Below are 25518 nucleotides of genomic sequence, written 5' to 3' on the forward strand. Positions count from 1 at the left end.
GGCGGCGCTGGTCGCCGGCCGGGCGTTACCTAGCTGTTGGCGCGCACTACCGGAATGCTCGCCGTCGGATGTCCACTGGGGAAGACCGTGGGTTCCGGTTCCGGCACCGGCTCAAGTGCCACCCGGACGGGCTCGGCGCCCACGCTGAGCAGGCCGCCGCGCACGTCCACCTCAAGGGCACTGCCGTCCTGGACTGTCAGGGTGATGGCTTCGGCGTCGAGCTGGACCAGCAGCAAACGGCCACGGATCTTGAGGTGGAACGCCAGGCTTTCCCAGCCGGCGGGCAGGCGCGGATCGAAGTACGGGACCGGCCCCTGGTCCCTTAGCCCCGCAAACCCGCAGACGAGGGAGCTCCACACTCCCCCGGTGGAGGCGATGTGGACGCCGTCGATGGTGTTGCCATGGGTGTCGTCCAGGTCGATGAACACCGCGTTGGTGAAGTGCTCAAGTGCTTCGCGGGAGTACCCTACCTCGGCAGCCATGATGCCCTGGACGCAGGCGGAGAGTGTTGAATCGCCCGTCGTCAGCGGGTCGTAGAAGTCGAAGGCCCGCTGTTTTTCCCCGGCGCTGAAGTCCTGCCACTGCAGGAACATCGCCAGGACGGTGTCCGCCTGCTTCAGGACCTGGTGCCGGTAAATGACCAGGGGGTGGAAGTGCAGCAGCAGCGGGTACTTCGAACGGGGCGTGGTCCAGTCCCAGGGTTCGAGGTGCATGAAGTCGTTGTCCTGCGAGTGGACCTGCATGCGCTCGTCGAACGGCAGCTGCATGCGGTTCGCCGCCGCCTCCCACAGCTGCCGCTCCTCCTGGCTGACGCCGGCGTGCTCCAGCGCAGCGGCAGCCCGCAGGTTGAAACGCGCCATGACGTTTGTGTAGAGGTTGTCGTTGACAACGGCGGTGTATTCGTCCGGCCCGGTCACGCCGTGGATGTGGAAGAGCCCGTCCTTGCCAAAGAAGCCCAGCGAGAACCACATGCGCGCGGTTTCGATCAGCAGCTCGGCGCCCATCCCGTCACGGAAGGCTGCGTCCCCCGTAGCCCAGACGTACCGGTTGGTGGCAAAGGCGATGGCGGCGGCAATGTGGAACTGGGCGGTGCCTGCGGCATAGTAGGCGCTGGCTTCGAGCCCGTTGATGGTGCGCCAGGGGAACAACGCACCGTCCACGCTGAGTTCCTTTGCCCGGACCTGGGCTTCGGGAAGGATGCCGTGGCGGAACTCCAGTACCTGGCGGGCGCCATCCGGGTTGGTGTACGTCAGGTACGGCAGGATGTACACCTCCTGGTCCCAGAAGTAGTGGCCCTCGTAGCCGGAACCGGTGACGCCCTTGGCGGGAATCCCGGCAACGTCCGCACGCGCGGTTGCCTGGGCCAGCTGGAACAGGTTCCACCTGATGGCCTGCTGCAGTTCAGGCTGGCCGGCCACCACGATGTCCGAGGTGGCCCAGTAGCGGCGGTAGTGCTCTTCGCTTTCGGCGAAGATGTCCTGGACCGAACGCAGGCTTTTTTCTGCCACCGCGGCGGGGTCAACAGAGGGGTCCTGGATCGCAGGGCCGGCCGCGTAGCTGACGCTCTTTTCCAGGCGGAACGGCTCGTCCGCGCTGACCGCCAGGACGTAGCGGACGCTGCTGTCATCCTGGTCCACGAGGGTATCGAAGGGCTGGTGCCCTGCGGAGGTCCAGTGGTCCACCGCGACGCCCACGCGCTGCTTCGATTCTGCCGCCTCCCACGCCAGCCGGAGGGACCCGTCCCCGCCGTCGAGGCGCAGGGGCAGCAGTACGCGACCGGCGTGGCGGCCTGCGCGGCGGGGATCGTGGACGGAGTGGTCCTCCACCGGCTGGTCCTGGCGGTTGATCACGGAGGAAGTGACGTCTACCGACACATCCCGGTCGGTGGCTACCTCCAGCGAGATGCCAAGGGCCCCCCGCGAAACGAAGCCCACGGCGCGCCGCTCGGTGGTGGTGACGGTCGCGCCGGAGCGGCACTGCCAGGTGATCCGGCATTCGTAAACGCCGGTGGAAAAATCAACGGAGCGCCGGTACCCCAGCACCTCGGATTCGGCGAGGCTGAGGGTTTCCCCGTCGATGTTGACGGTGAAGTTGTTGGCGTCGGGGATGTACAGGATGCGCTGGCCGGTGCGGGCGAACCCGTAGGCGTTTTCAGCGTGCTTGATGTCCCAGATTTCATGCAGTCCGTTGATGAAGCTGCCGGGCAGGTCGGAGTCAGCTGCCGCCCAGTGTGCGCCGCGGATGCCCAAGTGGCCGTTTCCCAGCGCAAAAAGGGTTTCCAGTGTCCCCTGGGTAGCCTGTTCGTGGCGTGTTTCCACCAGTTGCCAGGGTGTGTTGGGGAACCTTTCGCGGTCCGCTGAGATCAGAGCCATGGTGTTGAGGTCCTTGTGCGTGTATGAGGGCAGCTTTCTCTGGCCGCTGTTGGCGCGGCAGCCTGGGTTGCTGCTTACTGCTACTTGAGAAATTCGTGGTGTCCCGTCACCGGGATGGGGGTGCCGGTACCGGCAGCACTGCCTACAGGAGTTCGTTGAGCTCGTTGACTACCACGGTGGCTCCGGCGTCGAGCAGTGTCTGGCGTCCGGCACCGCGGTCAACGCCGACTACGGAGTGGAACGACCCGGCGCTTCCGGCCTGGACACCGGAGACTGCGTCCTCCACCACCACGCATTGCTCAGTGGGCAGGTTCAGGAGCCCGGCGGCGTATTCGTAGGTGGCGGGGCTGGGCTTGCCGGGCAGGTTCTCCCTGGCTGCCACCACACCGTCCACCACCACCGGAAAGTGGCTGCTCAGTCCGGCGGCCTTCAGGACGGCCGGTGCGTTGCGGGAGGAAGAAACGACGGCGACCTTGAGTCCGCGGTCCAGCACGGCGCCAAGGAACTGCACGGAACCCTCGAAAGGCTCGACGCCGGCGCCCACGATGTCGTTGAAGATCCTGTTCTTCCGGTTGCCCAGGCCCTGCACGGTGATGTTGGCGGGGTCGTCGTCAGTGGGACCCTCGGGAAGCACTATTCCGCGGGAGGCGAGAAAGTCCCTGACGCCGTCAAAGCGCGGCTTCCCGTCGATGTGGTCGAAATAGTCGCTTGCGGTGTAGCCGGCAGCCTGCGGGTGCAGCGCGAGGTAGCTTTCGAACAGTTCCTGCCACGCCTGCTCGTGCACAGTGGCTGTGGGGGTGAGCACACCGTCAAGATCGAAGAGGATCGCAGAGGCGCCGGCCCAAGCGGCAAGTCCGGGGGCGACGTTGTCTGTAGCCGTATTTTCGGTCATCAGCGGTGCGGTGTCCTTTCAGGACGGCGGGCAGCCTCGAAGGCGGGGATGCTTGAAAAAGGTGAGGCCTCGATGCCCTGGCGACATGCAACTGCGGAAGGCAACCGGCGCCACGGGAAACGCGGCGGCCGCAAGCTTGCTGATCGTCCTCCACTATCATGGACGTGCTGCCCCGTACAGGACAAGCCAGCGGAACCTTCGTTACGGGAGGCCAAGCCAAGGGCATCAGCCCTCATCCGGCCGCCGAAAACCGTCCGCACCGCGCTGATCTCCTTATCCGCCCAGCTCAGGGCCGATAGGACGGCCGAGAACGAGTGTAAGCGCTTACAAATTTTGCTGGCAACTGTTTTTTCCTGGGCCGCTTCGTGTGACGAATTTCACCTTCGGCCCAGGGTGGGGTCACGTTGGTGCAGGTCCGTTTGTTTTGAGCACGTAATGGCGCAGGAAAGCACTCACGTCCACCATCTCCGTCTTGGACATGGCATGCCCCATCCCCGGGTAGGTCCTGGCGGTAAGGAGCGTGTTGTTCTGAAGCCACTCTTCGGTGTACGCCACAGCGTCCTCATTGATGACGAGGTCGGCCTTGTCCCGCCCCCAGAAGAAGGGCGGCTTGGTGTCGAAGGATTCGGTGAGCGACAGCAGCTCATTTTCCAGGACAAACCCGGAAAGCCCCACCACGGCCACATAGTCTTTCGGGTGGAGGCGCAGCAGCGTGCTGGCCATCGCCATGCCTTGTGAGTAACCGAGCAGGCTCACGCTGGTGTGCTGTCCCTTGACGGTATTGATCCAGGTCTGGACAGCGCTCGAGGCCTTGATGACATCTGCAAAGTCATTGGTCAGGAAGTAATCCAGCAGGAACCAGCCATAGAGGTCACCAATGGCCATGGGAGCCCTGAGGGCCGCACAGGTGAATTCCGCCGGCAGGTACTCGAAGAGCCGGACCATCCGTGATTCGTCGGTGCCGTAACCGTGCATCATCACCAGCAGCGGAGTCCCTGCCCGCTCACCCTCAGGCTTGGACCACACAACTGTTTGCATCGCCTCAGCCTAACGAGGCAGGTTGAAAAGAAACGTGAAGCCGGGCCGGGCAAGGCGTGCCGGGTTGCCGGAGATCCCTCAGACCAGCCAGCTCCACCAGCGCCGCTGCTCCGGTTCCGGCGCCTGTTCCGGCTCCGGCTCCGGTTCCTCGCCCAAGGCCAGCGCGGCCCCCACGATGTCGTCCGCAGTGAGCATCATGACGGCCTCACGGTCGAGCGCGTCGAGACTATGCTCCTCGTCGAGCGACAGCCGCAGCGCCTGGCGGTTGAGGGCCTGCTCGAACAGAGTGCGGGCGAAGCGTGCGTTGCCGGAGTCCTCGCCCGCGTGGAGCCCCGTGAAAATGCGCCGCAGCATCTGGTCCGCGTCCGGCTCCAGCGTGTACTCGTGCTGGGTCAGCATCTGGTGGAAGATCGTCTGGAGTGCGTCCACGGAGTAGTCGGGGAACGTGATCTCGCGGGCAAACCGGGAGCGCAGCCCGGGGTTGGAGAGCAGAAAGGACTCCATGAGCCGCGGGTACCCCGCCACGATCACGACCAGGCGGTGGCGGTGGTCCTCCATCCGCTTAAGCAGGACCTCGATCGCCTCGGGTCCGAAGTCGGTCCGGCCGTCCTCAGGGGCAAGCGCGTAGGCCTCGTCGATGAACAGGACGCCGTCCAGCGCACGCCGGATGACCCGGTCCGTCTTGATGGCGGTGGCGCCGACGTACTGCCCCACCAGGCCCGAACGGTCAACCTCCACCAGGTGGCCTTTCTGCAGCAGGCCGACAGCCCGGTACATCTCGGCCAGGAGCCTCGCCACGGTGGTCTTACCTGTGCCCGGGTTGCCGAGGAACACCAGGTGCTGCGATGTGGCCACCTCAGGCAGGCCGTGCGCCTTGCGGCGGGCCTGAACCTGCAGCAGTGCGACGAGGGCCCGCACCTGCTCCTTCACGGTCTCCAGCCCCACCAGGGCGTCGAGCTCGGCCTGCAACTCGGACAGCGGCCGGGCGGGCCCTGGCCTCGCACCCACCAGATCGCCGACCAGCTCGTCGACGCGCTCAGAACCGGGCAGCTTGAGCTGATCGGCCAGATGGCCGATGGTTTCGCGCAGCTCCTCGAGCGGATTACGGCTGGCAGCCATGCCTCCACTGTAGTACCCCCTTCCGGAACGGGGGTGGGTTGGCCTCACCAGTATCAACCCGCTTTTGGTGGTCGCTCTCACCCGGCAGGGCCGTCTCCATTGGGTGGGGAAGAACGACCATATTGTTTCGTGTGGGTTTCCGTTGACAAACCAACAGAAACAAAGATAAAGTCAAGTAACTCAACATCGTGTGATGCCTGTCACGCACCAGCGGAATGCTGTACGAATGAAACAGCAGTATCAGCAGCCGCACCATCAAGCCTTACGCAACGGAGGGTATGTGTTCGCCGAGGAGCGCCAGCAGAAGATTGCCGAGCTTGTAGCCGGCACCGGCCGGGTCAGCGTGACCCTCCTGGCCGAGCGCTTCCGCATCACCACCGAAACCGTCCGCCGGGATCTTGCCACCCTGGAAAACGCCGGGACGGTCCGCCGCGTGCACGGCGGCGCCGTGGCGGCAGACCGCTTCAGCACCACCGAGGAAAGCATCAACGAACGGGCCATCCAGCGGCCGGACCAGAAGATGCGGATCGCCGAGGCCGCCCTGGCCCTGATCCCCCGCACATCACGCGGCAGCGTCCTGATCGACGGCGGCACCACCACCGAGGTGCTGGCGGACCTGCTCTCCCGGCGCACCGCCGTCGAGGCCTCCGATTTCTTTGAACCACGGGCGGAACTGGTCGCGATCACCCACGCTGTGCCCATCGCGGGCAAGCTTTCCAGCATCCCCGGGATTGCCCTGGAGGTCCTCGGCGGCCGGGTCCGCGGAATTACCCAGGTTGCCGTAGGCCAGGCAACTGTGGACTCTGCCAGCAGGTTTCGGCCGGACATCGCCTTCATCGGTACCAACGGCATCCACGCAACCTTTGGCCTGAGCACTCCCGATCCTGAAGAAGCCGCCGTCAAGGCAGCTTTCGTCCGTTCGGCCCGCCGCATTGTGGTGTTGGCCGATTCCACCAAACTGGACACGGAAACCCTGGTCCAGTTCGCCTCCCTGAAAGATCTGGACACTTTGATTACAGACAGCGAACCCGGACCGGAACTTGCAGCCGCCCTCGAAGAAGCCGGCGTAGATGTGGTGATCGCATGATTGTCACCTTCACAGCCAACCCGAGCCTGGACCGGACCGTGGCGCTCCCCGGCCCGCTGGAACGCGGCGAAGTGCAGCGCGCCGTCTCCGTCAGCCAGGAATCCGGTGGCAAGGGCGTCAACGTCTCACGCGCCCTGGTGGCCTCCGGCCTGGAGTCGGTAGCGGTCCTTCCCGGCGCGGACAGCGATCCCGTGCTGGCCGGCCTGCGCGAGAGCGAAGTGCCCTTCGTGTCCCTCCCCATCAGCGAGCCGCTCCGCACCAACGTTGCGCTCACTGAGCCTGGCGGGGTCACCACCAAGATCAATGAGCCCGGGCCGCTGCTCGACGCGGACCAGCAGGAAGCCCTGATGAAGCTGCTGCTCGAGAGCTCCCGCGGCGCCAGCTGGGTGGTCCTTGCCGGATCGCTTCCCCCGGGATTCCCCGCCGACTACTACGCCACCGTGGCCCGCCGACTCCGCTCCGAGGCTAACGGAAATGCCCCGCGGATCGCTGTGGACTCCTCCGGCGCCCCTCTTGCCGCCGCTGTTTCCAGCGGCGAGGCAGGCGATGGTTCGGGAAAGCCGGACCTCCTCAAACCCAATGCCGAAGAACTGGCGGAGCTGGCTGCCTCAGCCGGCTTCGCCTCCCCGGCCACCGCTGACGAACTTGAAGCGGACCCGGCTGCAGCCGCAGCAGCAGCCGCCGCCGTCGTACGTTCCGGTGTGGGTGCTGTGCTGGCAACTCTCGGATCCAAGGGAGCTGTCCTGGTAACGGCCGACGGCGCGTGGCTGGCCACGCACCCGCCGGTCGCCGCGGTCAGCACTGTCGGCGCGGGCGACTCTGCCCTCGCCGGCTACCTGCTCGCCCACGGCCAGGGCGCCGCCCCGGCCGACTGCCTTCGCCAGGCGGTGGCCCACGGTGCCGCCGCCGCTTCCCTGCCGGGTTCCACTGTCCCGGCAGTCCACCAAACCACACCGGATGCCGTAACCATCACGGCCCTTCGAAAGGATTGACAGTGACCCAGCTCATCACCACGGAACTGGTCGACCTCGACCAGAACCTGGGCAGTACCCCCGAGGCCGTGATCCGGCACCTGGCAAGCAAAGTGGCCGCCACCGGACGCGCCTCGGAAGTCGAAGGCCTCTTTGCGGATGCCTTTGCCCGCGAACAGAAGACCGCCACGGGCATCCCCGGCGGCATCGCCATTCCCCACTGCCGCTCCGCAGCAGTCACGGAACCGACCCTGGCCATGGCCCGCCTCAACCCCAAGGTGGACTTCGGTGCCAAGGACGGCCCGGCCGACCTGATTTTCTTCATCGCAGCCCCGGACGGCGCGGACCAGCAACATTTGAAGCTGCTGTCCAAGCTCGCGAGGTCCCTGATCAAAAAGGACTTCACCGCAGCCCTGCGCAATGCCGCATCCCGGGAAGAAATCGTGGAACTGGTGGACGGCGCACTAGCGGACAAGCCCGCCCATGCAGCCGCTTCCCCCGCTGATGCAGTGCCGGCAGGCGCGGTTTCAGCAGGCTCGACCACCGGGACGCTGAATGCCAGCGGCCAGTCGGGTGCGTCCGCGGTTGCGGCTGCCGGCCCTGCAGACGCGGCACCGGCAAGCTCAACCAATGGTGGGGGGCCCAAGCGGCTCGTGGCAGTGACCGCGTGCCCCACCGGCATCGCCCACACCTACATGGCCGCTGATTCCCTGGTGGCCGCAGCCCAGGAAGCCGGCGTTGACCTGCAGGTGGAAACCCAGGGTTCCTCCGGCGCCAAGCCGCTGGACCCGGCGGTTATCGCCGCCGCCGACGCCGTGATCTTCGCGGTGGACGTGGACGTGCGCGGCAAGGAACGCTTTGCCGGCAAGCCAGTCATCAACGCCCCGGTGAAGCGCGGCATTGACGAGCCCGCCAAAATGGTCCAGGAAGCCCTCGCCGCGGCATCAGACCCGCACGCACGCCGCGTCCCCCACTTCGGTGCCGAGGAGCAGGCAGAACGGGAAGCCAGCGAGAAGGGCGAGCACATCGGCCAGAAACTGAAGCGCGCGCTCCTGACCGGCGTCAGCTACATGATTCCCTTCGTTGCCGGCGGCGGCCTGCTCATCGCCCTGGGCTTCCTGCTGGCGGGTTTCGACATCGCCCTTGGCACGAAGGCCAATGACATTTTGGCCAACAACACCCTTTTCAACCTCCCTGACGGGAACCTGGCCCTCTATCTGGGCACCGTATTCTTCAAAATCGGTGCCTTGTCCATGGGCTTCCTGGTCCCGGCGCTGGCCGGGTACATCGCCTACGCCATTGCCGACCGGCCCGGCATCGCCCCGGGCTTCGTTGCAGGCGCCGTAGCCGGATTCATGGGGGCCGGCTTCCTCGGCGGCATCGTGGGCGGCCTGCTGGCCGGCTACATCGCACACCTGATCGGCACCTGGCAGGTCGCCCGCTGGCTGCGGGGCCTGATGCCCGTGGTCATCATCCCCCTGCTTGCATCCATTGTTGCCTCCGGCGCAATGTTCCTGTTCCTTGGCGGCCCCATCGCAGGCCTCACCACCGCCCTTAACGGCTGGCTGTCCAGCATGACCGGTGCGTCCGCTGTGATCCTGGGAATCATCCTGGGCCTCATGATGTGCTTCGACCTGGGCGGCCCCGTGAACAAGGTGGCCTATGCCTTCGCCGTGGCAGGTCTCGGTGCCGGCAGTGCCTCCAATCAGGCGCCATGGCAGATCATGGCCACCGTGATGGCGGCCGGCATGGTGCCCCCGCTGGCCATGGCTCTGGCTACTGTCCTGGATAAGAAGCTCTTCAGCCTGGCCGAGCGAGAAAACGGCAAGGCCGCCTGGCTGCTGGGTGCGTCCTTCATTTCGGAGGGCGCCATCCCGTTCGCCGCTGCCGATCCGCTGCGCGTCATCCCTGCCAGCATGATGGGCGGTGCCCTGACGGGTGCACTGTGCATGGCGTTCAACGTCACATCACAGGCACCGCACGGCGGTTTCTTCGTCTTCTTCGCCATCGGCAACCTGTTGATGTTCGCGGTCTCGATCATCGCCGGAACGATTGTGAGCGCGCTTGCTGTTGTAGCACTCAAGCGCTGGGCAGCCCCCAAGACCACTGCTACGGTGGAAACCGTCCCAGCAACGGTCTGACCCGCCTCACCTACTACCTGTCCGGCACTGAAGCCCAGTTCCGATAGACATAAGGAGCAAAAATGCCAGAACGCACCGCAACCGTCGCCAGCCGCGTAGGCCTGCACGCCCGCCCTGCCGCCATTTTCGCCGAGGCAGCCGGCGAGTTCGACCTGGACATCACCATTGCCCGTGAAGGTGAGCCGGCAGATGAGGCCATGGACGCTGCGAGCATCCTGTCCCTCATGAGCCTGGGCGCCTCACACGGTGACGTTGTGGTGCTCCGCGCCGAAGGCGACGGGGCTGACACTGCGCTGGACCGGCTGGTCCAGATCCTGGAAACTGACCACGACGCCGAGTAGCAGCACCGGCAACTGCCGCTAAGGCAGGACAACGGCGGCCGCCGTCGGGCTCCCTATCAAGGGGAACGCCCGACGGCGGCCGCCTGCGTTACGGGCGCTCAGCCGGCCCCCTTGGCCTTCCTGGCGGTAAACAGCAGGTACTCCCACTCCATGTGGAACGGAACATCGCCGTGGGCGTCGCCGAACGACTCGGCCAGTTCTGTCAGTGCCTTGTCCAGGTCCTTGACCTTCTCCCCGTCCTCCGCGATGAATTTATAGACCGAGATGGTGGGGCCGTAGTGGGACTTGAAGTAGCGGACGAAGTCCTCCGGCTGGTGGAAACTGCTGACCCCGAGCGTTTTTTTGCGGGCCTGGATGTCGGTGATCCTGTCACCGAAGAGTTCACGCACGTGTTCCTCGCTCCCCCACAGCGGAGCCGGCTGTGCACCGGGCGGGGGTGGCGGGGCGAACGGTTTCATGGCGGCGAACATCCTGCCGATGAATCCTTCAGGTGTCCAGCTGAGGAGCCCGATGGTGCCGCCCGGTTTGCACACCCGCAGGAGCTCGTCGGCTGCCGGTTGGTGGTGGGGTGCAAACATCACGCCGAGGCAGGACATTACGGTGTCGAACCCGTTATCGCCAAAGGGCAGCGCCTCCGCGTCCCCCTCCATCCATTCCAGCTCCACCCCGCGGTCCGCTGCCTGGTGGCGGCCGGCGTCGAACAGTTCCGGCGTGAGGTCGCTCGCCACCACCTTCGCACCCATCATCGCGGCTGGGATGGCAGCGTTGCCTGCCCCGGCGGCGACGTCCAGGACCCTATGCCGTGAATTGATGCCGCATGCTTCCACCAGGATGGCTCCCAGTTCGGGGAGCAGCTCACTGGCCAGCGCGGGATAGTCTCCTGATGCCCACATAGCGCGGTGCTTCTGCTTGAGCGCCCGGTCCGCCTCCGAGACATCTGCTTGATCTGTCATGACTGTGCCTTCCTCTACGGTGGTTCGTCAGTGAGTGGCAGCACGCTGCGGGCACAGCGGAGGCTGCGATGCGACTCATTGTGAACTCGCCGAACTCCGCTGTAAAGAGACGGCTTCAAAGGGAACGGCTCGAAGCACCACGACGGCCGGACCTGCTGCCGGCAGCCCCGCTACGAGGCGGCGACTACCGGAAAGCAAGCAGGCTTAGTAGTTTCATACTCATGGCACTAATCCAGGGAACAGGCACCGCAAGCGCACCATCAGGCCGGCTTGCGCGCCCTGGTGCCGGTTGCCTTACTGGTGGTGCTCTTGGCCGCAGGTTTGGCAGTGGTCTTACTGCCCGTCGACTTTGTGGCAGTGGATTTGGCGGCGGTGGACTTTTCCGTACCGGTCTTCGCCGTGCTGGACTTACCGTCCGTCGACTTCGCCGCGGCGGTCTTACTGGCCGTGGACTTGCTGGCAGTGGACCTGGATGCAGTGGTTTTCGTGTCCGCGGACTTGCCCGCCGGGGCCCTCTTGGGCGCCGGCTTGGCGCTTTCTCCGCCGTCGCCTCCAGCCTCAGCGTCCGCGTCCTCAGCCTCCGGGTCCTCAGCGTCCGCGTCCTCAGCCTCCGGGTCCTCAGCGCCGGAGCCGGCAGCATCGGACCCGCTCCCGCGTTTCCGGTCCAGGCTCCGTTTCAGTGCTTCCATCAGGTCAATGACCTCACCCTTGCCGCCCTCGCCGGCTTCGACGCCAAACGTTTCCTCGGTATTCAGGGAGTCGCCCTGCTCAAGCTTGGCCTCGATGAGCTGGCGCAGCTGTACCTGGTAGTCATCCGTGAAGTGGGCGGGGTCGAAGTCGGCCGCCATGGACTCCACCAGGGCCGCGGACATGTCGCGTTCCTGCGGGGAAATCCTGATGTCTGCCTCCAGGGAGGGGAAATTCGCTTCGCGCACCTCGTCCGGCCAGAGCAGGGACTGGAGGACCAAAGTGTCGTCCTTGATGCGCAAGGCACCGAGCCGCGTCTTCTCCCGCAAAGCGAACTGGACGATGGCCACCCGGTCCGTGTCCTCGAGCGCCCGGCGCAGCAGCACATAGGCCTTGGGCGACTTGGAGTCCGGCTCCAGGTAGTAGCTTTTCTCGAACATCATGGGTTCAAGCTGCTCGGACGGGACGAACTGCACCACCTCGATCTCGTGGCTGTTCTCCGCCGGAATGGCCTTGAGTTCATCCTTGGCCAGGATGACAGTCCGGCCGTCCTCCTCGTAGGCCTTCTCGATATCCGAATAATCAATGACCTGGCTGCAGACCTCGCACCTGCGCTGGTAGCGGATGCGTCCCCCGTCGGCATTGTGGACCTGGTGCAGACTGATGTCATGATCCTCGGTGGCGCTGTAGACCTTTACGGGTACGTTGACCAGGCCAAACGCGATGGCACCTTTCCAGATGGCTCTCATTCCCTAAGTCAACATCACGGAGCCCCGGAGGTGAAGCCCCATGGCCGCAGCTAAGGAGCGTGTCCGGGTTGCGGGAAGGGAATTGACCCTCACCAACCTGGGCAAAGTCATCTATCCGGAGACCGGCACCACCAAGGCCGACGTCCTCGCCTACTACGCCGCGGTGGCCCACGTCCTGATCCCCGCCGCAGCCGGCAGGCCGGCCACCAGGAAGCGGTGGGTCAACGGCGTGGGCACGGCGGAAAAGCCGGGCGAAGTGTTTTTCCAGAAGAACCTAGAGGACTCCGCCCCCGGGTGGCTCCCGCGTGCCGCCATCACCCACAAGGACCGGACCATCCAATACCCGATGGTCAACGATCCCGCCACGCTCACCTGGTTCGGCCAGATCAACTCGCTGGAAATCCACGTTCCCCAGTGGCAGGTGGATTCGCACGGCAACCAGTTGAATCCCGACCGCCTGGTCCTTGACCTCGACCCCGGGGAGGGCGCGGGCCTGGAGGAGTGCGTGGAGGTTGCCCTCCTGGCGCGCTCAATCCTTGAGGACGTGGGCTTGGATTCGGTCCCGGTGACCAGCGGCAGCAAAGGCATCCATCTGTATGCCGCGCTGGACCGGAGCCAGACCTCCGACCAGATCTCGGCTTTTGCCCGCGAATTGGCGCGGGCCCTGGAGTCGGACCATCCCGACCTCGCCGTCAGCGATATGAAAAAGACGCTCCGCAGAGGCAAAGTGCTGGTGGACTGGAGCCAGAACAACGCAGCCAAAACCACCATCGTCCCGTATTCGCTCCGTGGACGCCCCACACCGATGGTGGCCGCGCCCCGCACCTGGCAGGAGATCAGTTCCCCGAACCTTCGGCACCTGGATTACCAGGAGGTGATCCGGAGGGTGCAGGACGGCACGGAGCCGTTCGCCGCCGTCGTCAGGGCCGCAGGCGGAGGCTCCGCCACTGCCCGGGGCACGGACAAAGAAGAGCACGACGACGGTAATCCCCGCCTCACAAAGTACCGCGCCATGCGCGATCCCAGGGCGACACCCGAGCCGTTCAGCGGAGCGGCCGGCACCGGAGACGCGTTCGTCATCCAGGAACACCACGCCAGCCGGCTCCATTTCGATCTCCGGCTGGAACACGAGGGCGTCCTGGTGTCGTGGGCGCTGCCCAAGGGCGTCCCTGAATCCGGCGGCAAGAACCACCTGGCCGTCCAGACCGAGGACCACCCAATGGACTACCTCACCTTCACCGGGACCATCCCCAAAGGAGAGTACGGTGCGGGCGACATGACCATCTGGGACACCGGCACATATGAGCTGCACAAATGGATCAATGGCAGGGAAGTCATCGTTACGCTGAACGGGTCCGAGGGTGGCGGGTTGGGCGGGCCGAAGAAGGTGGCGCTGATCCACACCGGCCGCGGGCAGGGCGGGGACTCCGAGGGCCAGTGGCTCATCCACCTCATGGATAAAGAGCACCAAGGCGGACGACGGCGGCACGCGCCACTGCCTGCCGGGCCGGAGGAGGATGCCGGGGAGCCCGGGAGCGGCGGGGCGCCCCAGGAGAGCGCCCGGGAACCGGAGAATAAAGCGCGCGCAACCACTGGCAGTGCCGCGGCAGCCCGGGAGGGTGCTGCCCGGGACGGCGCCCCGCTCCCTGTTTCACCGGAGGACTTCGGCCCGATGATGGCCACCTCCGGGGACACCGCAGACCTGCAGGGCAGCAACTGGCAGTTCGAGCTCAAGTGGGACGGGGTGCGGGCAATCCTCGTGGCGGATGAGGAAAAGGTCCGCATCTTCAGCCGCAACGGGAATGACGTCAGCAGGACCTACCCCGAATTCACTGACCGCTCCTGCTGGCCGGAACAGCCGTTCGTGGCCGACGGCGAAATCGTGGCCCTGGGCGCGGGCGGCAGACCCGACTTTGGGCTGCTGCAGGGACGCATGAAGCTCACCCGCGCCGCCGACGTCGCAAAGGCCCGTACAGCCATCCCCGTCCGGCTGGTCCTTTTCGACCTGCTCCACGACGGCGGGATGGATCTCCGCCGGCTCCCGCTCACCGAGCGGCGCGAACGGCTGGAACGGTTCTACCGCCCCTCCAGCTGCCCGGTGGACCTGTCGATGGTGCTGGAGGACCGGGTGGAGCACATCCTAGAAAGCGCACAGGAACTCGGCCTTGAGGGCGTTATGGCCAAGCGGACGGACAGCCGCTACGTGAGCGGACAACGAACCCGCACCTGGATCAAGCTCAAGACCGAGCAGACCCAGGAAGTGGTGGTGGGTGGCTGGCGCCCGGGCAAAGGCGGCCGAGAGGAGACCGTGGGCTCACTCCTGGTGGGTATTCCCGAGGGCGGCAAGCTGCGGTACATCGGCCGCGTGGGCAGCGGTTTTAGCACCCGGGAGCTCGCCGAACTCCGGCAGAAGGTGGAACGGCTGGGCAGGAAAACGTCTCCGTTCCACGATGTTCCGCGCCCCGATTCCTCGGACGCGCATTGGGTGGCACCGGAGCTCGTGGGCGAAGTGACCTACAGCGAATGGACCGGCCCAGGGCGGCTTCGGCACCCGCGGTGGCGGGGCTGGCGGGTGGACAAGGACCCGTCCGATGTGGTCCGTGAGGCCTGACGGGGTAGAAGGATGCAAGAGAACGGGGACACCGGAAGTCCGGTGTCCCCGTTCCGTTTGGTTTCCTGCGGCGATTTCAGGACGAGTGCGGCATTTGCGGCCGGCCGGTCCGGTGGATGGCCGTCACGGCCGCCCCCATCCCCATGCGGCCATGGCTGCCGCCGTGGTCCTTGGGATGCCGCCGCTTGCCGTTGCCGTCCGGCCAGCCGCTCTGTCCGGCTGCCCCCATCGGAGGCAGCGGGGCAACCGCACCAGGCATGGGCGGGGAGTCCATTGCCTTCGCAAGGTGGTCCGCCAGCTCCGGCGCAATGCGCTTGCCAGTATTTTCGTCAGCCATGGTTCTTCCTTTGCAATCAAATGAAGTGCTGCCAAAAGAGAGGCCAAAGGCCTCTGAAGGTTTGATGGAGCGGCCGGCGGTGGCCAGGCCGCAGACGATTGCCTACTTGAAAGAAAGTGTTTCCATGGCTCCACCATAGGCAAGCGAGCGGCACCTGTGAACCCCTCGGACGGCCATGCTTTCAGTGCCCAGACGACGGCGGCCCGGCAGCCAGGGAGGATGGCTGCGGACGCGGTGGGCGGCATCACTTTTTCGGCTGAATCCGGGGCGAAAGAGGGTTCCGGGCGCCAGAAAGGACAAAGATTTCGTAACGATGGGGCCGGACGGCGCCGATCCCAGTACTGGCGCGGGAAAACCCGGAAAAGAAGTTTCGTGTAGCTGGCCGGAAACGCTTCGAAAAGGGGCCACCCTACGCCATTAAGGCAGCGGGCGCCATAGCCTTCGCGTAAAATTGAAGGCCTGCCCGGAGCGGGGCAGCTACAAGTCGCAAGCAAATGACCTCCACGGGAGCTGCCCAAATGCCCACAGACCGAAGCATCACCGACTCTTCCGCAGGCACGAACATCGCCTCCGGAACCAACCCAGCTACACCCCCCGGCACCCCAGCCACAGCTGCCAGAGGGCCGCGCAAGCCAAGCATTCTGAAGCGCCGCCGGCTCAAGGAGTCGGACGTCAACGTCGTCAACCAGCCCATGCTGAAGAAAGCCCTGGGCGGAACCATCGTGGGCAACACGATGGAATGGTACGACGTGGGCGTGTTCGGCTACCTCATCACCACCATGGGGCCCGTTTTCCTGCCGGAGTCCGACCCCACCACGCAGACACTCTTCCTGCTGGGAACCTTCGCCGCCACCTTCATCGCGCGCCCGCTTGGCGGCGTGATCTTCGGCTGGCTCGGGGACAAGATGGGCCGGCAGAAGATCCTCGCCACCACCCTGATGATCATGGCGGCAAGCACCTTCGCCATCGGACTCCTTCCCGGCTACGCCCAAATCGGGCTGTGGGCGGCGGCCCTTCTGGTGCTGCTCAAGATCGTCCAGGGCTTCTCCACCGGCGGCGAATACGCCGGTGCCACCACCTTCGTCAGCGAGTACGCCCCGGACAAGCGCCGCGGCTTCTTCGCCAGCTTTTTGGACATGGGCAGCTACTTTGGCTTCGCCCTCGGCGCGGCACTGGTCTCTGCTCTGCAGCTGACCCTTGGCCAGGCGGCAATGGAGGAGTGGGGCTGGCGGATTCCGTTCCTGGTGGCCGGTCCCCTGGGCCTCATCGCCGTCTACTTCCGGAGCAAGATCGAGGAATCTCCTCAGTTCCAGGCAACCCTGGACGCCCAGGAAGAGCTGGCAAAGCACGCCGCTGCCTCCGACCAAGCATCGGTTAAGGGCCCGGTGGGAATTGTGAAGGCGTACTGGCGCTCCATCATCGTCGCCATGATCCTGGTTGCCGCAGCCAATACCGCCGGTTACGCCCTTACCTCGTACATGCCCACGTACCTCACCGAGTCCAAGGGCTACGACGAAGTCCACGGCACCCTGCTGACCATCCCTGTTCTCGTGGTCATGAGCCTCTGCATCCCGCTGACCGGCAAGCTGTCCGACCGGATCGGCCGCCGCCCCGTCCTGTGGATCGGTGCGCTGAGCACGGTTGTCCTGGCAACCCCGGCCTTCATGCTGATCGGCATCGGCGACGTCTGGTCCACGCTCACCGGCCTTTCCCTGATCGCGTTCCCGGTGACGTTCTACGTGGCCAACCTGGCCTCCGCGCTTCCGGCCCAGTTCCCCACGTCCAGCCGGTACGGCGCAATGGGCATCGCCTACAACTTCTCAGTGGCAATTTTCGGCGGAACAACGCCGTTCATCGTGGCAGCGCTTATCAGCGCCACCGGCAACGACATGATGCCTGCCTACTACCTGATGGGCACCTCACTGGTGGGCGCCGTCGCCATCTACTTCCTCAAGGAATCCGCCCAGCGGCCACTGCCAGGCTCCATGCCCAGCGTGGACACTCAGGCAGAGGCCCGCGAATTGGTGGCAACGCAGGATGAGAACCCGCTGATCGACCTCGATGAGCTTCCGTTCGAGACCCAGGACATCACGGATTCCAGTTCCGCCGGGAAGGCTCCAGCCCAGGTCTAGCCGTGCAGCAACAGGCAGGCTCCCTTCCCGGGCTGGCCCGGGTGAAGCCGCCGATGATAGGTTCCTGCCCGGAAGGGATCCGGTGACAAGCAGGGACGGAGCGGCATGAAGCTTCTGGTGGAGCAGGTGCGCGCCCTTCATCGGCTGGAACCGGCCAGCCGGGACCACCTTGCGGCCCTGCGGGTAGCCCTCAGCGTCGCAGTCCCCTCGCTCCTGCTTTTGGCTGCGGGCCACACCGGACTCATCATGTACGCCGTCTTCGGTGCCTTGACCGGCATGTATGGCCGCTCCGAGCCGCACCAGCTCCGCCTCCGGCACCAGGCGCAGGCCTCGGTGGTCCTGCTCGGCGGGGTTGCGGCAGGCCTGTTCCTGTCCGTTAACCACCTTCATTCCTGGTGGCTCGTCGCCGTCGAAGCGGTGCTGGCCGGCGTCGGATCGGTGTTTGCGGACGGGGTCCGGCTCAAACCCAACGGGCCGTTCTTCGGCATCCTCGCCCTGGGGGCCTGCGCCTCTGTACCTACAGAGGTCCCCTGGCATGTGGCTTTGCTTCTCGCGGCGGGGTCGGCGGTCTTTTCCATGATGGTGGGTTTTGCCGGCTGGATCCGCCGCAGGTCCTGGCGGCGGGGTGCGGTCAGGAGCGTCCCCGCAGGACACTCCGCCGGCAGACCGGAGGTGTTGGTGCACGCTGCCAGGTACGTCCTGGCTGTGGGGGCCGCGGGTACTGTTGGAGTCTTGTCCGGCAGCGGCCACCCGCACTGGGCCATGGCCGCGGCCGCGGTTCCCCTTGCCGGGGCCGACCTCCCCAGCAGCGTGCGGCGGGGCATCCACCGCATTGTGGGGACGTTCGTTGGGCTGGCGGTGACCGCCGTCGTCATCCTGCCCGGCCCTTGGTCCCTGGAAGGATTCCTTCCCGTCCGGCAGGCCGTGGTGCTGGCACTTCTGGTTATTCTCTTCCAGTTCACCACCGAGTTGTTTATGGCCCGCCATTACGGCCTGGCCATGGTCTCCTTTACGCCGGTAATCCTCCTGATGACCCAGCTCGCCGATCCCATGGACCCCGCCGTCCTGATCCTGGAACGCGGTATTGAAACGCTGGTGGGTGCGTTGGTGGGAATTGCGGTGGTGGTGGCCGTCCGGCGGGTGGGCACGCGCACCCCGGCGGTGCTATTTGGGTTTACGCGCAGGTCCCGCCACTAGCTTTGCCGGCGCTACCCTGGCCACCGCCGCCACCACCTTGTAGCGCTTGGACGGGATGGACACGGCTTTGCCCCGCGCGTTGTCGGCCAGTCCTTCCCGGACCACCCGCTCGGCGTCCAGCCAGGCCCACGAGGGTGCCACGGATTTGTCCATTCCCATCCGGTCGTGGAACTCTGTGTGGGTGAAGCCCGGGCACACCGCGGTGACCTTGATGCCGCGCTTGCGGTAGGTGAGGTTGGCCCAGCGGCTGAAGCTCACCAGCCAGGCCTTCGCGGCGGAGTATGTGCCCCGGGGCAGGAACGCCGCGATGCTCGCCACGTTGATGATCCGGCCGCCGCCCCGCTCCAGCATGCCCTTTATTGCAGCGTGGGTGAGTTCCATTGCCGTCTCGCCATGCAGCTTCAAGTGCTTTTTCTCCTCCGAAATGTGGTTGTCCTCGAAGTTGTGCAGCAGACCGATTCCTGCGTTGTTCACCAGGATTCCTACCGGGTGCTGTGGATCCGAGAGGCGCCCGACGACGGCTGCCACCCCGGCGTCGTCGGTCAGGTCCGCGGGCAGCACCTCAGCCGTAATTCCGTAGCGCTTCTCCAGGCCCGCCGCGGTTTCCTCGAGGCGGGCCCGGTTCCGCGCCACCAGCACCAGGTTGCAGCCTTGGGCAGCAAGCTGTCGTGCGAACTCACTGCCCAGGCCCGCACTGGCGCCGGTGATGAGGGCGGTAGCTCCGGAGATGTCTGCAGTCATGCTGCCAGCCTAGCCACCGGTAGGGTCTCCCGTGCCTTACTGTTCCGCGGACTTCGCCAGCGGGTTCGCCAGGCGTCCGGCCATGTAATTGTCTTGCGAATCCCGCCACACCGGCCGGACCGCGTGGCCATGCGGCAAGAAGGGCGGCATTAGGGTGGTGCTACCAGCAGCACGGAGTTGCGGGTTCGATGTGTGGGGGGAAATTTGGAGCAGCAAGCGGGTGCGTACGGATTCCGGGAAGTGGATGCGGATGGACAGACCGTGACGGAGGATGCGCCGTCCGCAGCCGCGGAAGAGCCGGGAAGCGTCGGATCCTTTGCCGTCAACCCTTTCATCATTGTTCTTTGGCTGCTGGCCGCCCTTCTGGTGGGTGGCGGCGTCTCGGCTGCCTTTAATGCCGATCTGACCACGGGACCGTCAGGCGGAGGGACGCCGATGCCTTTCGTGATTTTCACCCTCGCCCCTTACGCAATGCTGGGCGGGGTCATTGCTGTCGTAGGCCTGCTGCTCTGGCATGCACACCAGTGGCAGCACCGGCGGAGCCAGGGGCACAAGGCCGGCGCCTTCAGCGGGCAGCAATAGACAGCCTCGGGGCAGCGCCGGACGGCCTTGGCGGCAGGCAGCGGGAAGGCAAATGTGCCCTGCGCCACGGGCGGATTTGTCCAACTATTAGTAAGCATGCTTTGCTTATGCGGTAAATGAACCTCCGCAAGCAGTTCGCGGCGGGGCTGCCAACGCCGGCAGTTCCGTGAAGAAGCCCAAGGACGAACATCGTGACCACAGCAGTGAAAAATCAGTCGGCAGCACCCATCGAGCCGGAAGCAGGGGCAGAAGCTCCGGTCAGCTTCCTCCGTCCGGTGGACGCGGGACTGCTGGTCACCATGACTTCACGGATGCACTGCCGTGCCCCCATGCAGCTGGTGGATCCGGACGCCACACCGCTGTACCAGCCCGTCCACGTTGACATCGCCCCGGCCCTTCCCGCCGGCCCCGGCTCCCCCGCCAGTGTGGACACCTACCGCTGCGCCTGCGGTTTCACCCTCGACGTCCCGGCAGCCACCCGTCACGCCCTGGCCAGCTGACAGGGCCCACACCGCACACCCGGTCAGCTGACAGGGCCGGCCTTTAACGGATGGCGGGGCTCCTTGCCGCCTCCACCGCGAGCCGGGTGTCCTCCAGCACCAGGTCCGCATTGATTGCTGCGGCAGCCTTGAGTCCGGCAGCAGCAGCTGTCATGACCTGGGCGGAAACGTCGGTGGCATTGCCTGCCGCCCAGACGCCCGGGCAGGATGTCAGCCCCGCTTCGTCGGTCGGCAGGCGCGTCCCCGGCCCCTCCTCCAGGTCATCTGGCTCCAGCCCCAGGGCTTGGAGCATGTTGGCCTTACTGACTGTTGCCGGGCTGACCACCAGCACCTCCAGCGGTACTGCTGATCCGTCATCGAGCGTGACCGCCGTGAGCCGGTCGTCCTGGACCACCAGCCCGCGGACCCGGCCGTCAACCACCTTGACCGACCGTGCGGCCAGCTGTTCCGATTGGCCCGGGCTGAGCACCAGTTGACCGTGGAGCAGGAGGGTTACGTCCGCGCTCCACTGCCGGAAGGTCAGGGCCTGAAGGACAGCGTGGTCATCGGAGGCCAGCACCCCCACCTTTTGGTTCCGGATTTCCCAGCCGTGGCAATAAGGGCAGTAGAGGACATCCCGGCCCCAGCGGTCGGCCACCCCAGGCAGTTCGGGGAGCTCGTCCTGAATCCCCGAGGTAATCAGTAGCCGGCGGGCACGGCACGTCGACCCGTCCTCGAGTGAGAGCTCGAAGTTGTCGCCGTCGCGCCTGGCAGACTTAACAAACCCGGGGATGGCTTCACCACCGTAGTCCGCCAGTTCTTCCCGCCCCGCAGCAAGGAGCTCCCGGGGGCTCATGCCCTCGCGGGTGAGGAAACCATGCACGCCTTCCGCCGGGAGGTTCCTTTGCCCGCCGGCGTCAATCACTACTACTGACCGCAATGCCCTGGCCAGGGCAACGCCGGCGCTAAGGCCGGCCGGTCCGCCGCCGATGACGGCCACATCAAACAGTTGTTCCTGGTGATTCATCCAGGATTCCTTCCGGTGCGCGCTGCCTCAAGGGGCCGCGCGTTTTCAAAGCGTGCGCCCTCTGCAAGACCGCGCACAGGAAAGGTACCCGACACTGCGGCGCCATAACGCGCAGCCCGGGCACAATTGGCAGGAAGGAATGATCTGTTGGTAACTCGCCGGGGGCCCGCCGGCTGATTTCAGGCTCCGGAACCGCTCCTGGCCGGGCTGTCGGGCCAGTCAACGCACTGCTCATAGCCCTCGTGCCGGCGGAGGTAGCCGGCGATGAACGGGCAGTGCGGGATGATCCGCTTTCCCGCTGCCACCACGTCATCCAGCGCGAAATGGGCGAGGACCTTGCCCAGGCCCTGGCCCTCGAACTCCGGGGACGTCTCCGTGTGGCTGAAGTCGATATGGCCGGGGAGGTCGCGGTAAAAGGATTGGACGGCCAGTTTGCCGCCCACGTGCAGCTCGTAGCGGTGGTGTGCGTCGTTGCGGCTCAGTGAGACATCGGGGGTGAACTGGTCCTCGGTGGACATCGTGTTCTCGGTCATGGTTTGACACTGGCACTACTTCACCCCGCTGGCAATGCCCCGGCTTACCCTTCAGCAACGTCCGGGGGCCGGGCCCCAATGCCTGGTCCCGGCCCCTTTCTTCCTGTCAGTTACGGCCTAGCGGGAAAGCATGCCCAGCGCCGATGAAGCGAAGCTGCCCGCCGACTGGCTCCAGTGGCCCAGGAGCCCCTGGAGGTTCTCGCCGTCGGAGCGGTGTCCCGGCAGCTGCTCCTGCAAGGTGGCGAGGACACCGGTACGAAGCTCGGTATTGAAGTTGACCTTGCCAACGTTCATGGCCGCAGCCTTCACCAGTTCCGCTGCCGGGATTCCGGAGGCTCCGTGCAGCACCAGCGGAATGTGCGTCCGCACTGCGATGTCCTGAAGCACGTCCCAGCGCAGCTGCGGCTCCCCCTTGTACTTGCCGTGAACGTTGCCGACGGCGACAGCCAGCAGCTGCGCGCCGGTGCGGGATACAAAATCCTCCACTTGGGCGGAATCCGTCAGCCCGGCCACGGATACACCCGACTGGTCGGCACCAAAGGCGCGGTCCTCGTCTCCCGCAAGGCCGCCCAGTTCAGCTTCCAGCACCACGTCAGGGCCCAACAGGGCCCGGGCCGCAGCGACCAGTGCGATGTTGTCCTCGTAAGGAAGGGACGAACCGTCGGCGAGGACGGAATCCGCCCCCGACGTCACGGCGTCGGCCATCACCTGAAGGTCAGTTGCGTGGTCCAGCTGCACGGACACCGGAACGGACGCCGCGTCAGCGAGGCCACGCAGGGCGCCAATGAGGCGCAGTCCGTTGGGCGTGGCGGCGGTCTTGGGAGCCACGAGGAGGATGACGCCCCGGCCCGATTCCTCGGCTGCGGCCACCACTGCCAAAGCGGTGGTGAAGTCGTAGCAGGTGAAGGCCGGGACGGCGGAGCCCTGCTGGAGGGCGGAGGTGACCAGGTGGTCGAGTCGGGTGCGCATCAGACGGTCAGGCCTCCGGCAAGGATCCAAACCAGGAACGTGAGGACGAAGCCTGCCAGGCCAAGGACCGTGGTGAGCACAGTCCAGGTCTTCAGGCCGTCGGCCACGGAGAGGCCAAGGAAACGGGTGACGATCCAAAAGCCGGAGTCATTGACGTGGCTCAGGCCAAGTGCGCCGAAGCCCATGGCTACCAGGATGAGTGCTGTCTGGAAGGGCGAGAAGCCGCCGCCGGCCACGGATGCTGCCAGCAGGCCCGATGTGGTGATGATGGCCACCGTGGCGGACCCCTGGGATGCACGGAGGATGGCCGCGAGGACGAAGGCCATCACGATGACGGGGAGGCCGGCAGTCTGCAGCCCTTCCGCGAGGGCCTTGCCGATGCCGGAGACGGTGAGCACCTTGCCGAAGACGCCGCCGGCGCCGGTTACCAGGATGACGATCGCGGTGGGAGCCAGTGCGGAGTCCATCACCTCGCCGGTGTGCTGCGAGGACCAACCGCGGCGGATGCCCAGGAAGTAGTACGCCAGGCCCAAGGCCGTGAGGAGTGCAATCAGCGGAGCGCCGATGAACGCGGCCAGCTGGGAAGCGAAGGATTCCTTGGGCAGGATGACAGCGCCCACAGTTCCCACCATGATCATGAGGATCGGAAGGACAATCAGGGTGATGATCATGGCGGGGCTGGGAGCGGTCTTGACTTCGCTCTTGACGGCAACGTTGGATGCGCCCTGGGCAGCTTCCTGCTCGACCTGTGATGTACCGGTACCAAAGAGCTTGAACTGCTCGGCAGTGGCGGGCAGCATGGCAAAGTCACGCCGGTTGAGCCTGCGGGCAACGAAGTAGCCCAGGACGCCCACGGGAATGCAGAGGGCGAGGCCAATGATGGTGGTCCAGCCAATGTCTGCGCCGAGGATTCCGGCGCCGCCAACAACGCCGGGGTGCGGCGGGACAACAACGTGGATGGCCAGCATGATGCCGCCGACGGGCAGGCCGATTTTGACCGGGTTGACTCCGGCGGCCTTGGCAAATCCGTAGATGATGGGGATGAGGATGATGAATCCGACGTCAAAGAAGACTGGGATGGCCAACAGGAAGGCTGCGGAGGTCAGGGCCGCGATGACCCGGCGGGGGCCGAGCAGCTGCGTGAACTTGCCGGCGAGGGCCTGCGCACCGCCGGAAATCTCAATCATTTTGCCCAGCATGGCGCCGAGCCCAACCAGGATGGCGACGGATCCAAGGGTTCCGCCCATGCCTTCAGTAACCGTCTTGATGACATCCGGCAGCGGAATGCCGGCCACCAGGGCAACTGCCACGCTGACCACCAGGAGGGCAAGGAAAGCGGGGATTTTGAACTTGATGACGGCCACGAGCAGCAGGGCGACGCCCGCCGCTGCTATGGCCAGAAGAGCTAGTGCGCTCATCGTGTGTCTCCTTTGACATCGCCAGTTAAGCCTGGCGAGCTGGGTGGGTACGACGACGGCGGAGGGGGGACCGCCGTCGTCGTACGTTTTGGGGGAAGGTGGCTTGTTACTGGGTGCGCTTGGTGGGGGCGACGACCTTGATGACGGCGGAGTCATCAGCGGCGGCGAGGCCCTGTGCCTGGCCCAGGAGGTAGAGCTGCTCGGCAGCGGCTGCAACCGGAGCTGCCAGCCCGGCGGCGCGGGTGGCCTTGCCCACGATGCCCATATCCTTGACGAAGATGTCCAGGCGGGACAGCACCTCCGCGCCTTCCTCGTTGTACGCCTCGAGGATGCGGGGCCCGCGGTTGGACAGCATGAACGAGCCAGCGGCACCGGCTTCGAGGGCGGCCAGGGTCTTGGCCTGGTCAAGTCCCAGGGCGTCGGCGAGGGCCATGGCCTCGGCGGCAGCTGCGATATGGACGCCGCAGAGCAGCTGGTTGACGGTTTTCAGGGCCTGGCCGTCGCCGGGCTTATCGCCCACCACGGTCAGGGTCGAAGCCAGCAACTCCAGGGCCGGGGCTGCTTTCCCCCGGGCCTCAGGCGAAGCGCCCACGACGATCAGCAGGTCGCCTTCTCCGGCGCGCTTGGGTCCGCCGGACAGCGGGGCGTCAACAAGCTCCACGCCGTACTCGGCAAGCTTGGCCACGGTGCCGGGGATTGGCTCGGTGCCCACGGTGCTGCCGAGGATGACGACGGCACCGGGCTCCAGCACGGAGGCGACGCCGTTCTCGCCGAAGAGGACGTCGTTGAGCTGTTCGCCGTTGCGGACCGCCAGGAGCACGGCGTCGGCGCCCTTGGCGGCTTCGCGGGCTGTGGCGAATGTGGTGATGCCCGCTTCCTCGGCCAGCTTCAGGCGCGGCTCGGCGATGTCGTAGCCGTGCACGGTCAGCTGGGAGGCCATCCGGGTGGCCATGGGCAGTCCCATGGCGCCGAGGCCCAGGACGGTAACGGTGTAGCTGCTGGTCATGATGTTCTCCATTGAATTCTGGGGGAATTACGACGAGTGGCGGGTGGGGCCACGCGGACAGGGTTCCCTGGCCGTGGAGCCGCACCGGCGAGGGCCCCGCCCCGAGCTTGCGAGGGGTGGGAGCCGGTGCGGACTT

22 protein-coding genes are annotated in these 25518 nt (G+C 65.8%); 9 read left to right on the forward strand and 13 right to left on the reverse strand.

Translation table 11 applies throughout. The annotated features are described in order from the left end of the window. Positions 1-29: 29 nt before the first annotated feature. From AC5RT4_RS13425 to AC5RT4_RS13440, 4 genes are all read right to left on the reverse strand, one after another. The gene (locus AC5RT4_RS13425) at positions 30-2372 is read right to left on the reverse strand and encodes a glycoside hydrolase family 65 protein (RefSeq protein ID WP_494106048.1); all 2343 of its coding nucleotides are present in this window, start codon (positions 2370-2372) and stop codon (positions 30-32) included. Positions 2373-2514: 142 nt separating this feature from the next. Continuing rightward, positions 2515-3264: an HAD family hydrolase gene (locus AC5RT4_RS13430; protein ID WP_494106049.1), complete on the reverse strand. Its 750-nt coding sequence runs from the start codon at positions 3262-3264 to the stop codon at positions 2515-2517. Positions 3265-3663: 399 nt separating this feature from the next. Next, positions 3664-4302, reverse strand: a complete 639-nt coding sequence (locus tag AC5RT4_RS13435) for an alpha/beta hydrolase (protein ID WP_494106050.1) — start codon at positions 4300-4302, stop codon at positions 3664-3666. A gap of 78 nt (positions 4303-4380) precedes the next feature. Beyond that, a complete protein-coding gene (locus AC5RT4_RS13440; RefSeq protein WP_494040529.1) occupies positions 4381-5421 on the reverse strand; it encodes an AAA family ATPase in 1041 nt (346 codons plus the stop codon). 280 nt (positions 5422-5701) lie between these two features. Between AC5RT4_RS13440 and AC5RT4_RS13445 the strand changes: the two genes are divergently transcribed. From AC5RT4_RS13445 to AC5RT4_RS13460, 4 genes are all read left to right on the forward strand, one after another. Further along, complete coding sequence (locus AC5RT4_RS13445; protein ID WP_494106078.1) at positions 5702-6508, forward strand: DeoR/GlpR family DNA-binding transcription regulator; 807 nt, start codon at positions 5702-5704, stop codon at positions 6506-6508. Next, positions 6505-7500 (forward strand): 1-phosphofructokinase family hexose kinase, encoded by a 996-nt coding sequence (locus tag AC5RT4_RS13450; protein WP_494106051.1) that lies wholly within the window; start codon positions 6505-6507, stop codon positions 7498-7500. The genes AC5RT4_RS13445 and AC5RT4_RS13450 overlap by 4 nt, the downstream gene beginning before the upstream one ends. Positions 7501-7502: 2 nt before the next feature. Beyond that, positions 7503-9620, forward strand: coding sequence for a PTS fructose transporter subunit IIABC (locus AC5RT4_RS13455; protein ID WP_494106052.1), 2118 nt, complete (start codon positions 7503-7505; stop codon positions 9618-9620). A gap of 62 nt (positions 9621-9682) precedes the next feature. Continuing rightward, the gene (locus tag AC5RT4_RS13460; RefSeq protein WP_079598623.1) at positions 9683-9961 is read left to right on the forward strand and encodes an HPr family phosphocarrier protein; all 279 of its coding nucleotides are present in this window, start codon (positions 9683-9685) and stop codon (positions 9959-9961) included. Positions 9962-10059: 98 nt separating this feature from the next. On the opposite strand, the gene AC5RT4_RS13465 is transcribed toward AC5RT4_RS13460, so the two are convergent. Next, positions 10060-10914 (reverse strand): class I SAM-dependent methyltransferase, encoded by an 855-nt coding sequence (locus AC5RT4_RS13465; RefSeq protein ID WP_494040526.1) that lies wholly within the window; start codon positions 10912-10914, stop codon positions 10060-10062. 260 nt (positions 10915-11174) lie between these two features. Beyond that, entirely contained in the window at positions 11175-12350 is a 1176-nt protein-coding gene (gene ku, locus AC5RT4_RS13470) for a non-homologous end joining protein Ku (RefSeq protein ID WP_494106053.1), read from the reverse strand. Positions 12351-12390: 40 nt separating this feature from the next. On the opposite strand from ku, the gene AC5RT4_RS13475 reads away from it, so the two are divergent. After that, positions 12391-14961 carry an ATP-dependent DNA ligase gene (locus AC5RT4_RS13475; protein ID WP_494106054.1) on the forward strand — a complete coding sequence of 857 codons (2571 nt, stop codon included), beginning with the start codon at positions 12391-12393 and terminating at the stop codon, positions 14959-14961. Positions 14962-15037: 76 nt separating this feature from the next. Here the strand turns inward: AC5RT4_RS13475 and AC5RT4_RS13480 are convergent, their stop codons facing one another. After that, positions 15038-15298, reverse strand: coding sequence for a hypothetical protein (locus tag AC5RT4_RS13480; RefSeq protein WP_494106055.1), 261 nt, complete (start codon positions 15296-15298; stop codon positions 15038-15040). A 518-nt stretch (positions 15299-15816) separates the two neighbouring features. On the opposite strand from AC5RT4_RS13480, the gene AC5RT4_RS13485 reads away from it, so the two are divergent. Together AC5RT4_RS13485 and AC5RT4_RS13490 are read left to right on the forward strand one after the other, a co-directional pair. Next, positions 15817-17430, forward strand: a complete 1614-nt coding sequence (locus tag AC5RT4_RS13485) for an MFS transporter (protein WP_494106056.1) — start codon at positions 15817-15819, stop codon at positions 17428-17430. Between the two features lie 105 nt (positions 17431-17535). Beyond that, complete coding sequence (locus tag AC5RT4_RS13490) at positions 17536-18627, forward strand: FUSC family protein (protein WP_494106057.1); 1092 nt, start codon at positions 17536-17538, stop codon at positions 18625-18627. Here AC5RT4_RS13490 and AC5RT4_RS13495 read toward each other — a convergent pair. Further along, positions 18595-19368, reverse strand: coding sequence for an SDR family NAD(P)-dependent oxidoreductase (locus AC5RT4_RS13495; RefSeq protein ID WP_494106058.1), 774 nt, complete (start codon positions 19366-19368; stop codon positions 18595-18597). The genes AC5RT4_RS13490 and AC5RT4_RS13495 overlap by 33 nt on opposite strands. Positions 19369-19629: 261 nt before the next feature. Between AC5RT4_RS13495 and AC5RT4_RS13500 the strand changes: the two genes are divergently transcribed. Next, positions 19630-19950 carry a hypothetical protein gene (locus AC5RT4_RS13500; RefSeq protein ID WP_494040519.1) on the forward strand — a complete coding sequence of 107 codons (321 nt, stop codon included), beginning with the start codon at positions 19630-19632 and terminating at the stop codon, positions 19948-19950. 191 nt (positions 19951-20141) lie between these two features. After that, a complete protein-coding gene (locus tag AC5RT4_RS13505; RefSeq protein WP_494106059.1) occupies positions 20142-20450 on the forward strand; it encodes a hypothetical protein in 309 nt (102 codons plus the stop codon). A 43-nt stretch (positions 20451-20493) separates the two neighbouring features. Here AC5RT4_RS13505 and AC5RT4_RS13510 read toward each other — a convergent pair whose 3' ends face one another. From AC5RT4_RS13510 to AC5RT4_RS13530, 5 genes are all read right to left on the reverse strand, one after another. Then, a complete protein-coding gene (locus AC5RT4_RS13510; protein ID WP_494106060.1) occupies positions 20494-21456 on the reverse strand; it encodes an NAD(P)/FAD-dependent oxidoreductase in 963 nt (320 codons plus the stop codon). A 179-nt stretch (positions 21457-21635) separates the two neighbouring features. Continuing rightward, complete coding sequence (locus AC5RT4_RS13515; protein ID WP_494040516.1) at positions 21636-21989, reverse strand: GNAT family N-acetyltransferase; 354 nt, start codon at positions 21987-21989, stop codon at positions 21636-21638. A gap of 117 nt (positions 21990-22106) precedes the next feature. Then, on the reverse strand, positions 22107-22958 hold the full coding sequence (locus AC5RT4_RS13520; RefSeq protein ID WP_494106061.1) for a class II fructose-bisphosphate aldolase: 852 nt from the start codon (positions 22956-22958) through the stop codon (positions 22107-22109). Then, a complete protein-coding gene (locus AC5RT4_RS13525) occupies positions 22958-24376 on the reverse strand; it encodes a GntP family transporter (RefSeq protein WP_494106062.1) in 1419 nt (472 codons plus the stop codon). The genes AC5RT4_RS13520 and AC5RT4_RS13525 overlap by 1 nt, the downstream gene beginning before the upstream one ends. 106 nt (positions 24377-24482) lie before the next feature. Further along, positions 24483-25382, reverse strand: coding sequence for an NAD(P)-dependent oxidoreductase (locus tag AC5RT4_RS13530; RefSeq protein WP_494106063.1), 900 nt, complete (start codon positions 25380-25382; stop codon positions 24483-24485). Positions 25383-25518: the final 136 nt, after the last annotated feature.

The organism is Arthrobacter sp. sptzw42, assembly GCF_059089685.1.

Bases quoted from the DNA above. Each gene is read 5' to 3' on its own strand.
- AC5RT4_RS13425 (WP_494106048.1), bottom strand. From the start codon at position 2,372: ATGGCTCTGATCTCAGCGGACCGCGAAAGGTTCCCCAACACACCCTGG.
- AC5RT4_RS13430 (WP_494106049.1), bottom strand. From the start codon at position 3,264: ATGACCGAAAATACGGCTACAGACAACGTCGCCCCCGGACTTGCCGCT.
- AC5RT4_RS13435 (WP_494106050.1), bottom strand. From the start codon at position 4,302: ATGCAAACAGTTGTGTGGTCCAAGCCTGAGGGTGAGCGGGCAGGGACT.
- AC5RT4_RS13440 (WP_494040529.1), bottom strand. From the start codon at position 5,421: ATGGCTGCCAGCCGTAATCCGCTCGAGGAGCTGCGCGAAACCATCGGC.
- AC5RT4_RS13450 (WP_494106051.1), top strand. From the start codon at position 6,505: ATGATTGTCACCTTCACAGCCAACCCGAGCCTGGACCGGACCGTGGCG.
- AC5RT4_RS13460 (WP_079598623.1), top strand. From the start codon at position 9,683: ATGCCAGAACGCACCGCAACCGTCGCCAGCCGCGTAGGCCTGCACGCC.
- AC5RT4_RS13465 (WP_494040526.1), bottom strand. From the start codon at position 10,914: ATGACAGATCAAGCAGATGTCTCGGAGGCGGACCGGGCGCTCAAGCAG.
- ku (WP_494106053.1), bottom strand. From the start codon at position 12,350: ATGAGAGCCATCTGGAAAGGTGCCATCGCGTTTGGCCTGGTCAACGTA.
- AC5RT4_RS13475 (WP_494106054.1), top strand. From the start codon at position 12,391: ATGGCCGCAGCTAAGGAGCGTGTCCGGGTTGCGGGAAGGGAATTGACC.
- AC5RT4_RS13480 (WP_494106055.1), bottom strand. From the start codon at position 15,298: ATGGCTGACGAAAATACTGGCAAGCGCATTGCGCCGGAGCTGGCGGAC.
- AC5RT4_RS13485 (WP_494106056.1), top strand. From the start codon at position 15,817: ATGCCCACAGACCGAAGCATCACCGACTCTTCCGCAGGCACGAACATC.
- AC5RT4_RS13490 (WP_494106057.1), top strand. From the start codon at position 17,536: ATGAAGCTTCTGGTGGAGCAGGTGCGCGCCCTTCATCGGCTGGAACCG.
- AC5RT4_RS13495 (WP_494106058.1), bottom strand. From the start codon at position 19,368: ATGACTGCAGACATCTCCGGAGCTACCGCCCTCATCACCGGCGCCAGT.
- AC5RT4_RS13510 (WP_494106060.1), bottom strand. From the start codon at position 21,456: ATGAATCACCAGGAACAACTGTTTGATGTGGCCGTCATCGGCGGCGGA.
- AC5RT4_RS13515 (WP_494040516.1), bottom strand. From the start codon at position 21,989: ATGACCGAGAACACGATGTCCACCGAGGACCAGTTCACCCCCGATGTC.
- AC5RT4_RS13520 (WP_494106061.1), bottom strand. From the start codon at position 22,958: ATGCGCACCCGACTCGACCACCTGGTCACCTCCGCCCTCCAGCAGGGC.
- AC5RT4_RS13525 (WP_494106062.1), bottom strand. From the start codon at position 24,376: ATGAGCGCACTAGCTCTTCTGGCCATAGCAGCGGCGGGCGTCGCCCTG.
- AC5RT4_RS13530 (WP_494106063.1), bottom strand. From the start codon at position 25,382: ATGACCAGCAGCTACACCGTTACCGTCCTGGGCCTCGGCGCCATGGGA.